The 14,201-nt window shown below is 52.1% G+C and carries 10 protein-coding genes; 3 read left to right on the plus strand and 7 right to left on the minus strand.

Going from position 1 to position 14,201, the window contains the following annotated elements; translation table 11 throughout:
* Positions 1-230: 230 nt before the first annotated feature.
* The 7 genes from AAC086_RS06655 to AAC086_RS06685 form a co-directional block, all read right to left on the minus strand.
* Positions 231-1,469, minus strand: coding sequence for an AMP-binding protein (locus AAC086_RS06655; protein WP_339776802.1), 1,239 nt, complete (start codon positions 1,467-1,469; stop codon positions 231-233).
* Positions 1,470-1,559: 90 nt separating this feature from the next.
* A complete protein-coding gene (locus AAC086_RS06660) occupies positions 1,560-2,381 on the minus strand; it encodes an ABC transporter ATP-binding protein (protein WP_339776805.1) in 822 nt (273 codons plus the stop codon).
* 168 nt (positions 2,382-2,549) lie between these two features.
* On the minus strand, positions 2,550-3,791 hold the full coding sequence (locus tag AAC086_RS06665) for an ABC transporter substrate-binding protein (protein ID WP_339776922.1): 1,242 nt from the start codon (positions 3,789-3,791) through the stop codon (positions 2,550-2,552).
* Positions 3,792-3,898: 107 nt separating this feature from the next.
* The gene (locus AAC086_RS06670) at positions 3,899-4,972 is read right to left on the minus strand and encodes a branched-chain amino acid ABC transporter permease (protein WP_339776806.1); all 1,074 of its coding nucleotides are present in this window, start codon (positions 4,970-4,972) and stop codon (positions 3,899-3,901) included.
* Between the two features lie 18 nt (positions 4,973-4,990).
* Positions 4,991-5,884, minus strand: a complete 894-nt coding sequence (locus tag AAC086_RS06675; protein ID WP_339776809.1) for a branched-chain amino acid ABC transporter permease — start codon at positions 5,882-5,884, stop codon at positions 4,991-4,993.
* A 62-nt stretch (positions 5,885-5,946) separates the two neighbouring features.
* Positions 5,947-7,899 (minus strand): long-chain fatty acid--CoA ligase, encoded by a 1,953-nt coding sequence (locus AAC086_RS06680; protein WP_339776811.1) that lies wholly within the window; start codon positions 7,897-7,899, stop codon positions 5,947-5,949.
* Between the two features lie 2 nt (positions 7,900-7,901).
* Positions 7,902-8,714, minus strand: coding sequence for an ABC transporter ATP-binding protein (locus AAC086_RS06685; RefSeq protein ID WP_339776814.1), 813 nt, complete (start codon positions 8,712-8,714; stop codon positions 7,902-7,904).
* A gap of 634 nt (positions 8,715-9,348) precedes the next feature.
* Here AAC086_RS06685 and AAC086_RS06690 point away from each other — a divergent pair.
* The 3 genes from AAC086_RS06690 to acnA all read left to right on the plus strand — a co-directional run bounded on the left by AAC086_RS06690 (position 9,349) and on the right by acnA (position 14,058).
* Complete coding sequence (locus AAC086_RS06690; protein ID WP_339776817.1) at positions 9,349-9,990, plus strand: DUF4433 domain-containing protein; 642 nt, start codon at positions 9,349-9,351, stop codon at positions 9,988-9,990.
* Positions 9,991-10,007: 17 nt separating this feature from the next.
* On the plus strand, positions 10,008-11,060 hold the full coding sequence (locus AAC086_RS06695) for a macro domain-containing protein (RefSeq protein ID WP_339776820.1): 1,053 nt from the start codon (positions 10,008-10,010) through the stop codon (positions 11,058-11,060).
* A 307-nt stretch (positions 11,061-11,367) separates the two neighbouring features.
* Positions 11,368-14,058 (plus strand): aconitate hydratase AcnA, encoded by a 2,691-nt coding sequence (acnA, locus tag AAC086_RS06700; protein WP_339776823.1) that lies wholly within the window; start codon positions 11,368-11,370, stop codon positions 14,056-14,058.
* Positions 14,059-14,201: the final 143 nt, after the last annotated feature.

Raw genomic sequence — 14,201 nt, forward strand, 5'->3', positions numbered from 1 at the left:
AAGGTCGCCATGGGCTTGCCTGTGGCACCATATAACAAGATATTACATGCTGTATTTTCTTAACAAATCGCATTTTCTCACACGGCGCAAGGCCGTTATGCCCAATTTGACACTGCGAAAAAAAGGCTGCGCGAGGTAAATCGCACAGCCAGTTTATTCCCGAGCGGGAATGAAAGTCCGGTCACCACAAAATGCCGTTACCGAACTTGTTCACATAAAGCAGTTATATTTCAATTATAGTCGCGTTGATCGTCGATCACCTTACCGTCATTGGGCAGGCTGCCCAAGGTTGCCGGTTCAACCACCCCCCGCAATTTGCACACGTCTTGAAGGGTGCCGCCCACCGCATCGGCGTTAAAGTCGGCGGCATCGGTTTCACAGGCCAGCGTCATCACATCGTTATCGTTGACCCGCGAAACAACCAGCCGCGCCTTGGCAATTTCGGGGTGGCGGCGCACCACTTCGGCCACTTGCTGCGGGTGAACAAACATGCCTTTAACCTTGGTGGTCTGATCGGCACGGCCCATCCAGCCCTTGATGCGCTGATTGGTGCGGCCACACGGGCTTTGTCCGGGCAAAATTGCCGAAAGGTCGCCAGTGGCAAACCGTATCAGCGGATAATCCAAGTTCAGGCTGGTGACCAGAACCTCGCCCACGTCGCCGTCGGCAACGGGGGTGCCCGTACCGGGGCGCACAATTTCAACAATAATGTCTTCGGCCACAATCATGCCGTCGCAGGCGTCACTTTCATAGGCAATCAGGCCCAGATCGGCACTGGCATAACATTGCAACATGGCAATGCCGCGTTCGCCAAACCAGGCGCGCAGTTTTTCGGGCAAAGCCTCGCCCGATACCAGCGCGCGGCTGATCGATGAAACATCGGCCCCGGTTTCATCGGCTTTTTCAAGCAGGATTTTCAAAAACGATGGCGTTCCGGCATAGCCCGTCGGGCGAATATCGGCAATCGCCTTAACCTGAATTTCGGTTTGGCCGACACCAGCGGGCACCACCGCACAGCCGCACGCCCGCGCCCCGCTGTCAAAAATGAAACCACCCGGCGTTAAATGATACGACATGCAGTTATGAATAACGTCACCGGGGCGAAACCCGGCGGCAAAAAAGGCACGGCCCATACGCCACCAGTCATCGCCCTTGCCTTCGGGGTCGTAAATCGGCCCCGGACTTTGAAAAATGCGGCCCAGTGCGCCAAGCGGGGTTGCGTTTAAACCGGCAAAGGGCCGTTTTTCCGCCTGCATCGCAATCAGGTCCGATTTGCGCGTGACGGGTAACTTCGCCAGTTCCTGCCGGTTGGTCACACTGCCACTGGCGACCCCCTGCAAAATGGCGCCAAACCCGGTGGTTTTGTCGCGGGCATGGGCAATCAAACCCGGCAAGGATGCCAGCAAACGGCCTTCGCGGGCATCGGGGGCCTGGGTTTCCTTGTCGTCAAAATAGGTCTGTAATGTCATGACCGGTCCCGTTTGATAGAATTTCGCATAAAAGATGGCCTGGTATTCGCAAGCAAACCCGTGGGCACCGCGCCGCCGACAAGATGCCTCTTAAAGCCAGCGTTTGCGCCGTTTATAGGATTTGATGTTTTTAAAACTCTTGCGGTCTTCCGACCCGCCGCCAAGGTAAAATTCCTTAACGTCCTCGTTGTTCAAAAGTTCATCGCGCGTGCCATCGAGCACCACCTTGCCACTTTCCATGATGTACCCGTAATCGGCTACTTTTAAGGCAAAGTTGGCATTCTGTTCAACGATCAGCATCGTAATGCCCTGATCGCGATTGATTTTCTCGATGATGCCAAAAACTTCCTTCACCAGCAAGGGCGACAGACCCATCGACGGTTCATCAAGCAAAATCATTTTCGGGCGCGCCATCAAAGACCGGCCAATCGCCAGCATTTGCTGTTCCCCGCCCGACAAATACCCGGCCAGCCCGTTGCGTTCACGCAAACGCGGGAAATAATCGAACACCATTTCAATATCGTCTTTAACGCCTTTGTCCTTGCGGGTATAGGCCCCCAGACGCAGGTTCTCAAGGCAGGTCATATCCTCGATAATGCGCCGACCTTCCATCACCTGAAAAATACCGGATCGCACAATATCTTCGGGGTACTTGTTGGAAATCGGCTTGCCATCAAAGGTAATTTCACCGCGCGTAACTTCACCGTCCTCGGTTTTCAACAACCCCGAAATGGCTTTCAGCGTGGTGGATTTACCGGCACCATTAGGGCCAAGCAAGGTCACAATACTGCCCTGCGGCACATCAAGCGACACGCCCCGCAAAACAAGGATCACCTCGTCATAAACGACTTCGATGTTATTAACCGACAAAAGCGGCGGCGCGGTTTCGGTCTTGCGGGCAGGTTCGGACATAAATCACCTTCGCAATGGCAGCGATAAAAACAAAACACATCGAAAAACAAATCATAAGGCCAGGCTTAACCTTGTCCCTGCCACCATGGTGCCGAAACCGTTTTGGGGAAAACAGCGGGTTCCGGCACCAGGCGGGAGACATCCTTTCAAAGCGAAAGGAGGCTGATCTTAATAACCAAGCCAGTCGTCACGGCGCGGCAGGGTCACGGTTTCAAGTTTGGTCACCTTGACACTGCCGTCATGGGCTTCACCGCTATAGATATTGACGGTGTTGATGCCACGATGATCTTCGGCCGTCCAGGTGGCGGGCATACAAACGCCTTCCAGACCTTTGGGCACCCAGTCGGTGCGGGCATACATGCCTTGTTTAATATTCGCACCAGTAATGCCGCCATTTTCCTTGGCCCATTCCATGGCTTCTTTCATGTAATAGACCGAGCAAATGCCGCGAATATAATGATGGGTGCGAAATTCCTTGCCCGATTTGTCAGATTCCTTGGAAATCTCGCGCACAAGATCCATGCCCGGAACCCCTTCGTCGGTCCAAAAGCTGGTCATCACCGGGAAGATGTAATTATCGACATCGCCAATGGTTTTCAGGGTTTCGTAATCCCCCGCCCAGATATTGGCAAGCCAGGTCGGATCAACGCCGACCGTCCCGCAGGACTTCACCAGCGACACAACCGACGGGCCAAGGTTGCCCAGATACCCGTAATCGGTTCCGGCTTCCTTCATGGTCAGGCATTGCGCCTTGAAATCGCCCGGCTTCATCGACACCACAACCGGGCTGGTCACCTCAAAACCCAGTTCGGTCGCATATTCGGCACAGGCTTCTTTCGGGGCATTCGGGTAAGGGTGGTTATCGCCAATATGGCTAAATACCGGTTTGCCCTCGCCGCCTTTATCTTTCCAGTCTTTTGCCGCCCATTGCACCATCGCCCGGCAGGCGTCGGAATAGGATGCACCGTAAAAGAAGTTATACGGGGCGGGTTTGGCGGTTTTGGGGTTTTTGCCCGTCGGGTCGGTCAGATGGCCGGAATAGGATGCCGAATAAACCGGTACTTCGTCCTTGGCAACAAACGAAATCAGGGCTTCGGTATCGCCCGTTCCCCAGCCCTGCATCGCAACCATGTTGTTGCGCGAGCGCCATTTTTTATAATTGGCAATTGCCTGGGGCACCTTATAGGCGTAATCGACCGATTCAAATTCCAGCGGGGTGCCTTCAATCCCGCCATTTTCTTTAATATAAGACAGCGCATCGCGCACCCCGTCGGCATAAAACTTGCCGATAAAACCGGTGGCACCGGTAATATCCATCAAATGGCCGACAAACACGCTGTCTTCAGCCTTTGCCGCGCCAACCGACAAGCCGGTTGCGATCATCGCGGTAGCAGCAATCAGTTTCTTCATCTCGACGTCTCCCTTGGACGTTTCATTGAACATAAAAGCCTCCCGGTCTCCCCCGTATTTTTATGGTCCTGCCAATATTATTGTCGCGCGGCAGGTGGGGGGTTTGATCAGTACGAGAAGGGGTAAAGCTTCCAGTACGCCCTGATCTGTTGCCAACGGTGTGCTAACCCGTCGGGTTCAAAAATCAGGAACAGGATAATGGCCAGACCGATCGCCATCTCCTTGATATAGGCCAGGCCATCGGTCACAGCGGTGCTGTTGGCCCAGTCAAAAATGCTTAGGGCACTGACCCCGGTTTCCATCACTTCGGGCAACAGCACCATGAAAACAGTTCCCATCAAGGCCCCCTTGACCGATCCCAGGCCGCCAATAATGATCATGCCCAGAAACTGGATCGAGAGCAAAATGGTGAAACCCTCGGCCGAAACAAAGCCCAGATAATGGCCATACAACGCCCCGCCAATCCCGGCATAAAACGATGAAACAGCAAAGCTGAGCAGGCGGTATTTGGTTAAGTTAATGCCCATGATTTCAGCCGACAAATAATGATCGCGCACGGCAACAAAGGCCCGCCCGTCGCGAGACCGCATCAGATTGCTGCCCAGCACATACATGATGACCAGAAAAAACAGGCAGACATAAAAGAAGCTGAAATCATCGACCACTTCATAGCCAAACACATTGACCGGGTTGGCCGCCGCCCCCGAAGACCCACCGGTAAACCAGTCGGCACGGGCAAAAAAGTCTTCCAGAATAAACTGGGCGGCCAGTGTAGCAATTGCCAGATACAGCCCTTTGATACGCGCCGCTGGTAAGCCAAACAACAACCCCACCGCTGCGGTTAACAAGCCCGCCAGCGGAATGGACAGCAAAACCGGAATACCGGTGTGATTGTTGATCCACGCCGAAGCAAAAGCGCCAAAGCCGAAAAACGCCGCATGTCCCAGCGAAATTTGTCCGGTAAAGCCGACCAGAATATTCAGGCCCAGGGCTGCAATGGCAAAATAGGAAATCTGAATGAACAGATTAACATAATAGCCATCAAGCACAAAGGGCATCAATGCCGTTGCCACCACGCCAAACACGGCGGCGTAACGCACGAAAGTGGTATCGAAAATGCGGGTATCCTGGCGATAAGTGGTGCGAAAATCGCCGCAGGGACGCATTGAAAAGCCGGCCATAATGGTTCGTCCCCCTGATCAGATACGTTCGATGTCTTTGGTGCCAAACAGGCCATAAGGCTTGATGCACAAAATAACGATCAGCACATAAAACGGTGCGATGGAAAAAAGATTGCCCCAGTGCAGATATTGCCCGTCGACAAATTCGGCCCCGTTTTCAAGCAGGCCAATAATCACCCCGCCGACAATGGCACCGATAATCGAATCAAGTCCGCCCAGAATAACCGCCGGAAACACCTTGATTCCAATCACAGACAGGCCCGATGATACGCCGTTCACCATGCCAATGACGATCCCCGCCACCCCAGAGACCATCGCTGAAATGGCCCAGGACATGGCAAACACGGTTTTCACCGAAATACCCAGGCTTTGCGCCACTTGCTGGTCAAACGCGGTGGCGCGCATGGCAAGGCCCAGTTTGGAATATTTGAAAAACCAGTAAAATGCCGCCATGATCACCAGCGAGATACAGAAACTCATGATATAGGCAGTTTCAATTTGCATCCCGCCAATCGAAATGGCACGGGTTTCAAAGACTTGCGGGTAGGTTGCCGTGGTGGCACCAAAAATCCATTTGGTGGCGGCCTGAAAGAAAATCGACAGACCAATGGTCACCATGATCACGGAAATGATCGGCTCGCCAATCATGGGGCGCAGGACCATCAGCTGCAAAATCACGCCAAATGCCAGCATGAACAGCAAGGTAAAGATGAAGCCCAGCCAGAACGGCATTTGAAATTCGACCAGAAACGCATAACAAACCCATGCGCCGATCAGCAAAAATTCGCCCTGGGCAAAGTTGACCACTTGCGTTGATTTATAAATCAGCACGAAACACATGGCGACCACACCATAAAGCGTGCCGACGATCAGCCCGTTTAGCAATAGCTGGAACAAAAGTTCAAAATTCATGGTGCCATCCCTGTCATGGCGAGGATGTTGCCACCCCCGGTTTTGGTTTTTGGCCGCGTCTTTTATTCGGCGGCTTTCGAGGTGCTGTTTTCGCGCCCCCGCCCTTCCAGATCGACGACCTGCACGCTGGTTTGAATCCGCGTTTTTGATCCGTCCTGAAAGGTAATCATGGTGTCGATGTCAACCTTGGGCGTGCCCGAATAAACCGCATCGATAATGTCGGCATATTTTTCGGCAACAACGCCACGCCGCACCTTGCGCGTGCGGGTCAATTCGCCGTCATCGGCGTCGAGTTCCTTATAAAGCAACAGGAAACGGCGAATGCGCTGGGCTTCGGGCAAGGTTGCGTTTACCTGGCGCACTTCCTCGGCGATCATGTCGTAAACCTGCGATTGCGCCGACAAGTTGGTATAGTTGGTAAAGGAAATACCGCGCTGTTCGGCCCATTTCGCCATGATCGAAAACCGGATGCAAATCATGGCCGATAAAAACGGCAGGCCCTTGCCCAAAATCACCGCCTCGGCAATGAAGGGTGAAAATTTCAGTTTGTTTTCAATAAACTGGGGCGAATAGCGCACCCCGTTTGATGTTTCGGCCAAATCCTTCATTCGGTCAATCACGACCAGATGTTTGTTGCTATCCTTGAAATAACCGGCATCCCCGGTATGCATCCAGCCATCGACAACGTCTTCGTCATAAGCCGACGGGTTTTTATAATAGCTGGTGAACATGCCCGAGGTGCGCGCAACAATTTCGCCCACCCCGTTTTCATCGCTATTGATGACCCTGATTTCGGAATTATCAAACGCAATTCCAACGGTATCAAAATCAATATCGCCTGGCTGATGAATGGTATAGGCCCCACATAGTTCCGTCTGACCATAAAGCTGGCGCAACGGCACCCCCATGGCATGGAAAAACTTGAAGGTTTCCGGCCCCATTGCCGCCCCGCCGGTGGCGGCAGAGCGCAAATTGCTAAATCCCAGCCGGTCTTTTAACGCATTCATCAGCAAAATATCGGCTGCTTTGGAATGGCCACCGGCATCCATGGCCCCCCGGGCCAGCTTCATGCCCCAGTCATACATTTTCTGTTTGAACGGCGTTGAATCCATCATCCGTGCCCGCACATCGGCGGCAATTGTTTCCCACACCCGCGGAGCCAGCAGCACGAAATTCGGTCCGATCTCGCGCAGATCGGCCATCATGGTTTCCTGCTCTTCGACAAAATTCACGATCTGGCGGCTGACCAGCGACTGGCCGACCACATAGACCTGCTCCATGATCCAGGGCAGCGGCAGCACCGACACGTAATTATCACCCGGCAGCTTAGGGTCAGCCCGCAAATAGGCGGCACAATGATCGAGAAAATCGCCGGCATTCAGCATGGCAATTTTCGGCTTCGACGTGGTGCCCGATGTGGTGCAGAAAATGGCACATTCATCGCCGCGCGTATCCCCCACCATGCGGTCATAAGCCGTGGCATCGGCGGCATCGGCCTTGCGACCCAATTCATACAGGTCTTCAACCGCCATCAGGCGCGGATCATCATATTTGCGCATCCCGCGCGGGTCACAATAAATGATCCGGTCCACGGTCGGAATCTGATCGCCCAGTTCCAGTAACTTGTCACATTGTTCTTCATCTTCGGCGACAATCACGCGGGCTTCGCCAAAGGTAATCAGAAACGCCACTTCGTCATGCAGACTGTCTTGATACAGCCCTAACGACCGGGCGCGCAACGCATGGGCGGAAATTTCGGCCCATACCCATTCCGGGCGATTTTCGCCAATGATGCCAACCACATCGCCCGCCCCAATACCCAATTCACGCAGGCCAAGGCTCATCCATTTGACGCGGTCGTTATAGTCTTTCCAGCCAAATTCCTGCCAAACGCCAAATTCCTTTTCGCGCAGGGCGGTCTCGGTCGGCCAGTTTTTGGCATTATAGGCCAGCAGCTTGGGAAAGGTATCAAGCTTGGCAATGTCGGCATATTCAGGCGTCGTGTATGTCTTCATTGTTATGCGACCTTCCCGGAAACACTATCATCTTCGTCGCCTTCTTCGCCGAGATAGGCTTTCTTGACATGGGCATTGGCCATCACTTCAGCGGGCAGACCCGATGCAATTTTCCGCCCGAAATCAAGCACCATGACGCGGCTGGAAATATCCATCACCACCCCCATGTCATGCTCGATCATCACAACGGTCATGCCCCATTCTTCATTCAGATCAATGATGAAGCGGGCCATGTCTTCCTTTTCTTCCAAATTCATCCCGGCCATCGGCTCGTCGAGCAAAATCAGGTCCGGACGCAGTGCCACCGCGCGCGCCAGCTCCACCCGTTTGCGCAACCCATAGGAAAGGGTTCCGGCGGTTGCCTTGCGAATATGGGAAATCTCCAGAAAATCGATAACGTCTTCACAGAATTTCCGGTGTTCGAGTTCTTCTTTCTGTGCCCCGGAAAACCAGTAAAGCGACCCGGTGAAAAAATTGTTTTTCAACAGGTGATGACGCCCGACCATAATGTTATCCAGCACCGACATATGCCCAAACAGCGCCAGGTTTTGAAAGGTCCGTCCAACCCCCATTTCAGCCCGGGCATTGGGTTTCAACCCCGTCACGTCCTGGCCCTTGAAATGGACAGAGCCACTGGTGGGGTGATACCGCCCGGAAATGCAGTTCAACATCGACGTTTTACCCGCCCCGTTCGGACCGATAATCGAAAACAACTCGCCTTTCTGCACCGAAAAATTAACGTCACTCAACGCCCGTACGCCGCCAAAAACCAGCGACACATCGTTGATGCTTAAAATTGGGTCCGATGACGTCATCGTCCTGGTATCCTCCCTGACCTGGGCCGCTTTCATCTGCTGTGGTGCCCGTATCGAGCATGGCAAAATGAACCGTCCAAATTTCAGCGTTTCCCTGATTTGCGTCTGTTATTTTTACCCTGCCGGTCGATACCGAAAAGGCCGCAACGCAATTAATACGTATTTGAGTACCAAATTCACACAATAGCGTCAACGCGTTGCAAGCGCTTCGCTTTGCAGCAAAATCACTTATCGCACCGCACAATCGAACCGGTCATGCAGAACGCCGTTATTCGCACCAACATTCCGTAAGAGTAATGCTGCAAACGCGCCAAAGCGATCATTGCAAAATTATCGCATTGCGGCATTGAGAAAAACGTCTCTCAACTTAACATTTCATCGTTTCAAAGGGGATTTTTGAAATATCGTTTCGTCAAATTCGTGCCGATTCGCTCTAAGCACTAAACAAACCGTAATGAGCCGACCATATGAACATAGCCTTATTAACTTACCACAGTCACAAACTTTACGGTCCGTTAAAGGCCTCAAACGTGCAAAATTAACACTATTTCTTGCGCAGGATTTATCTTGCCCCAAAGCACAAAAAGCTATTCATTTACGTTTGATCTCGAAATAACAAACTGACCCTTCAAATATGGCAGTTCCCGCAAGACCGAAAATTTATCACATAGTACATGTAGACAGATTGCTATCAATTGTCGCTGACGGCTATCTTCTGAGCGATGGAGATATTGTTCAGCGCCAAGGTCTCGGTACTACCATTGGGATGGGCAAGATCAAAGAGCGACGCCTTAACGAGCTAAGGTTAAGCAGTCATTCTGACTTATACGTCGGGCAATGCGTTCCATTTTATTTCTGCCCTCGCTCAATTATGCTGTATTTGCTTCATATGGCGAACCATCCTGAGTTGAAATATCAAGGCGGCCAAGAGCCAATAATCCACCTTGAAGCAGACCTCTTCGAAGTTGTTCATTGGGCCAATGAGCAAAATCGGCGCTGGGCATTCACCCTGTCGAATGCGGGTTCCTACTTTTTTGAGGACCGTTGCGACCTGAATAATCTGGGAGAATTAGACTGGAACGCAATAGGCACCAATACCTGGTCTCAGTGTAAAGATAGCAAACAAGCAGAGTTCTTGATCGAACGATGCTTTCCGTGGCACTTGGTTCGCAGAATTGGGGTCAGAAACACTTTGGTAGTGGATCGTGTTGTAGAAGCACTTGATGGTGCTCGCCACAGACCTGACGTGCTCACGCTTCCTCAGTGGTACTATTAAAAACAGGTAAAACTCTGATGATCGAATACAAAAGCGGAAACCTTTTTTCAGAGAGCGCTGAAGCGATTGTGAACACCGTCAACTGTGTCGGAGTGATGGGCCGTGGAATCGCGTTACAATTCAAAAACGCTTATCCAGATAATTTTAAAGCGTACGCGACGGCATGTAAGCGAGAAGAAGTTCAACCCGGTCAGATGTTTATTTTTGAAACCGGGCAATTGACTTATCCACGATATATCATCAACTTCCCAACGAAGCGCCATTGGAAAGGGAAAAGTCGGATTGAAGACATTCAATCTGGCCTGAATGCACTGAAGGAAGACATCCAACGATTAAAAATACGCTCTATCGCGATACCGCCACTTGGCAGTGGGCTGGGCGGATTGAAATGGGATGATGTTAAATCGTTGATTGAATCCAGCCTTTCCGAAATTCAAGGTGTTAACATTTTAGTATTTGAGCCGAACGGTGCGCCCTCATCTAATGATATGGCCCGAAATATAGATGTTCCGAAGATGACACCAGGACGCGCAGCTCTGGTAGGACTCGTTCATAAGTATCTGAGTGGCATGCTTGATCCATATGTAACACTCATCGAAATACATAAACTTATGTATTTCCTTCAAGCATCTGGAGAGCCACTAAAACTTAATTATAACAAAGCAGCGTATGGGCCTTATGCTGTAAATCTGCGTCACGTTCTCCGCACAATTGAAGGGCATTTAATCTCAGGTTATGCCGACGGAGGAGACGACCCAAGTAAAGCAATTGAACTGGTTCCTGGCGCATCGAAAGACGCTATTGAGTTCTTGGCAGACAAAGAAGAAACCCAGGAACGTTTCGATAAAGTTGCCAATTTAGTTGACGGCTTTGAAACCCCCTACGGATTGGAGCTCCTATCCACTGTCCATTGGGTCATCCAACAAGAAAATTCGCGGACATTAGATGATGTGATCTCTAGAATTTATCAATGGAATGACATGAAACGCAAATTCACCACTCGTCAGATCGAGTTGGCTCACCATGTTCTTCATAAAAAGGGCTGGTTAAACGGAAGAATACCCACTTAAGTGGTCAGAGCAAAATTCAAGACTCGCCGTATATAGAGACAGATATGGAATGAAAAACACAGTATTTCCAGAACCAATAATGAAAACACGCTGCTATCGGAGCGCACAAACCTTTGTTATCAGGATGATTTGACGAAAGACCCTTTTCGGGGTCTGGACTTTCGCCCGAATTTGTGGTGTAACGCCCTCGCACTTCTTATGTGTATCGTGACCCGCGTCACGGTTAACAGATAGCCCACCGCTCGGCGCTCCGACGGTCGGGGTGTCTTGTCACGACAAGCCCTTTAACCACCTTGAGGAGGGTCTGATGTCCATTTGTGGCAAAGACAACCTGCAAACGCGCCGCACTTTGAAGGTCGGGGATGAATCCTTCGATTATTTCAGCCTTAAAGCTGCATCCGAAAAAATCGGCGACGTTTCCAAACTGCCTTTCACGCTAAAGGTCGTTCTCGAAAACCTTTTGCGTTACGAAGACGATTTCACCGTTAAGGCTGACGACGTCAAAGCCGTCGTTGAGTGGCTGAAATCTCGTAAAAGCACCCACGAAATCAACTATCGCCCGGCCCGTGTGCTGATGCAGGACTTCACCGGCGTTCCTGCCGTTGTTGACCTTGCTGCCATGCGCGATGCTGTGGTCAATATGGGGGGCGATGCCCAGAAGGTGAACCCGCTTTCACCGGTTGATCTCGTCATTGACCACTCGGTCATGATTGACTTTTTCGGCACCGATGACTCTCTCGACAAAAACATGGAAGTCGAGTTTGAACGTAACGGCGAACGTTACGAATTTCTGCGTTGGGGCCAGAATGCTTTCAACAATTTCCGCATCGTCCCGCCGGGAGCTGGCATTTGCCACCAGGTAAACGTTGAATATCTTGCCAAGGTCGTCTGGACCGGCAAAGACGACAACGGCAAAACCGTGGCTTATCCCGATACCCTGGTCGGTACCGATTCCCACACCACCATGGTTAACGGCCTTGCCGTTCTGGGCTGGGGTGTTGGTGGTCTGGAAGCCGAAGCTGCGATGCTGGGCCAGCCGATTTCGATGCTGATCCCGGAAGTCGTTGGCTTCAAGCTGACCGGCTCGATGAAAGAAGGCATCACCGCAACCGACCTGGTTCTGCGTGTGGTTCAGATGCTGCGTGAAAAAGGCGTGGTTGGCAAATTCGTCGAATTTTATGGCGATGCCCTTGCCCACATGACCCTGCCGGACCGCGCAACCATCGGCAATATGGCGCCGGAATATGGTGCAACCTGTGGCTTCTTCCCGATCGATGAGGAAACCCTGAACTATATGCGTTCAACCGGTCGTTCCGAAGAACAGATCGCCCTTGTCGAAGCATATGCCAAAGAACAGGGCATGTGGGGCTATGCCGACCACGACGCCGCTTACACCGATACTCTGGAACTCGACATTTCCACAGTTGAACCGGCACTGTCCGGGCCGAAACGCCCGCAGGATCGCGTTTTGCTCAAAGATGCCGTTTCGAGCTTCACCAAAACCTTTGCCGATATGGCACCAGGTGTTGATGCCGAGCGCAGTGTCGACGTCAAAGGCGAAGATTTCGCCATGAAAGACGGTAACGTTGTTATCGCCGCCATCACCTCTTGCACCAACACCTCGAACCCGAGCGTGCTGATTGCGGCGGGTTTGCTGGCGAAAAAGGCTGTTGATCTTGGCCTGCACAGCAAGCCGTGGGTTAAAACCTCGCTTGCACCGGGGTCGCTTGTGGTTGCCGACTATCTTGAAAAGGCCGGCCTGCAGGATTACCTCGACAAGCTCGGCTTTAACGTTGCCGGTTTTGGCTGCACCACCTGCATTGGTAACTCTGGTCCGTTGGCCGCCCCGATTGCAGGTGCCATCGAAGATCAGGACATGCTGGTTACGGCCGTTCTGTCGGGTAACCGTAACTTTGAAGGCCGCATCAGCCCGCATGTGAAGGCAAACTATCTTGCCTCGCCGCCGCTGGTTGTTGCCTATGCCCTTGCTGGTAACCTGAAGGTCGATCTGAATAACGACCCGCTGGGCCAGGACAAAGACGGCAATGATGTCTATCTCAAAGACATCTGGCCGACCAACAAGGAAATCGCTGACACCATCGCGACCTCGATCTCGGCCAAGATGTACAAAGACCGTTACGATAACATCTTTGCCGGTTCAAAACCGTGGCAGGAAATCCAGGTCACAGAAGGGCAAACCTATCAGTGGAACAACAAATCAACCTATGTTCAGAACCCGCCCTATTTTGTTAATATGGCTGCTGAACCGGGTGATTTCTCGGATGTTCATGGCGCACGTCCGCTGCTGATCCTGGGTGATTCGGTGACGACCGACCACATTTCACCGGCCGGCTCGATCAAGGAAGAAAGCCCGGCAGGCGAATACCTGAAGGAAAACGGCGTTGCCGTTCGTGACTTCAACTCCTATGGTGCACGCCGTGGCAACCATGAAGTCATGATGCGTGGCACCTTTGCCAACATCCGTATCCGCAACGAAATGGCACCTGGCACCGAAGGCGGTGTTTCGGTTCATTACCCGTCTGGCGAACAGGGCTGGGTTTATGATGTTGCCATGCGCTACCAGGAAGAAGGCACGCCGCTGGTGATCGTTGCCGGTCAGGAATACGGCACGGGCTCGTCGCGCGACTGGGCCGCCAAAGGCACCAACCTTTTGGGTGTCAAGGCTGTTATCGCCGAAAGCTTTGAACGTATTCACCGCACCAACCTGGTCTGCATGGGCGTTCTGCCGTTGCAGTTCAAAAACGGTGAAGGCCGCAAGTCCCTGAAACTGGACGGTACGGAAACCTTTGATATTGTGGGCGTTGCCGATGGCATTACCCCGCAGCAGGACGTTACGGTTCGCATCACCCGCAAGGATGGTTCGACCGAGGAAACAACTGTTGTCTGCCGCATCGATACCGAAAACGAAGTTCTGTATTTCCAGAATGGTGGTATCTTGCAGTTCGTTCTGCGCAACATGATCAAGAATGCAGCCTGATTTCAAGACCCTTCGGGGTTAATCGGCAAAGTTCGAATTCACCTCGCCAGTTCCGCTGGCGAGGTGTTTTTTTTAGTTTTGAATTGATTTATCTCCTTACGCCTGTCGTCATAATTGCTTAGGTGCTAAAGAATACGATGCAG

It is taken from the genome of uncultured Thalassospira sp. (assembly GCF_963976115.1).
In the GTDB taxonomy this organism is placed as follows: domain Bacteria; phylum Pseudomonadota; class Alphaproteobacteria; order Rhodospirillales; family Thalassospiraceae; genus Thalassospira.

What these genes read in the sequence shown, in the direction of transcription:
- AAC086_RS06665 (WP_339776922.1), bottom strand. Translation starts at nt 3,791, where the DNA reads ATGAAGAAACTGATTGCTGCTACCGCGATGATCGCAACCGGCTTGTCG.
- AAC086_RS06680 (WP_339776811.1), bottom strand. Translation starts at nt 7,899, where the DNA reads ATGAAGACATACACGACGCCTGAATATGCCGACATTGCCAAGCTTGAT.
- AAC086_RS06655 (WP_339776802.1), bottom strand. Translation starts at nt 1,469, where the DNA reads ATGACATTACAGACCTATTTTGACGACAAGGAAACCCAGGCCCCCGAT.
- AAC086_RS06660 (WP_339776805.1), bottom strand. Translation starts at nt 2,381, where the DNA reads ATGTCCGAACCTGCCCGCAAGACCGAAACCGCGCCGCCGCTTTTGTCG.
- AAC086_RS06690 (WP_339776817.1), top strand. Translation starts at nt 9,349, where the DNA reads ATGGCAGTTCCCGCAAGACCGAAAATTTATCACATAGTACATGTAGAC.
- AAC086_RS06675 (WP_339776809.1), bottom strand. Translation starts at nt 5,884, where the DNA reads ATGAATTTTGAACTTTTGTTCCAGCTATTGCTAAACGGGCTGATCGTC.
- AAC086_RS06685 (WP_339776814.1), bottom strand. Translation starts at nt 8,714, where the DNA reads ATGACGTCATCGGACCCAATTTTAAGCATCAACGATGTGTCGCTGGTT.
- acnA (WP_339776823.1), top strand. Translation starts at nt 11,368, where the DNA reads ATGTCCATTTGTGGCAAAGACAACCTGCAAACGCGCCGCACTTTGAAG.
- AAC086_RS06670 (WP_339776806.1), bottom strand. Translation starts at nt 4,972, where the DNA reads ATGGCCGGCTTTTCAATGCGTCCCTGCGGCGATTTTCGCACCACTTAT.
- AAC086_RS06695 (WP_339776820.1), top strand. Translation starts at nt 10,008, where the DNA reads ATGATCGAATACAAAAGCGGAAACCTTTTTTCAGAGAGCGCTGAAGCG.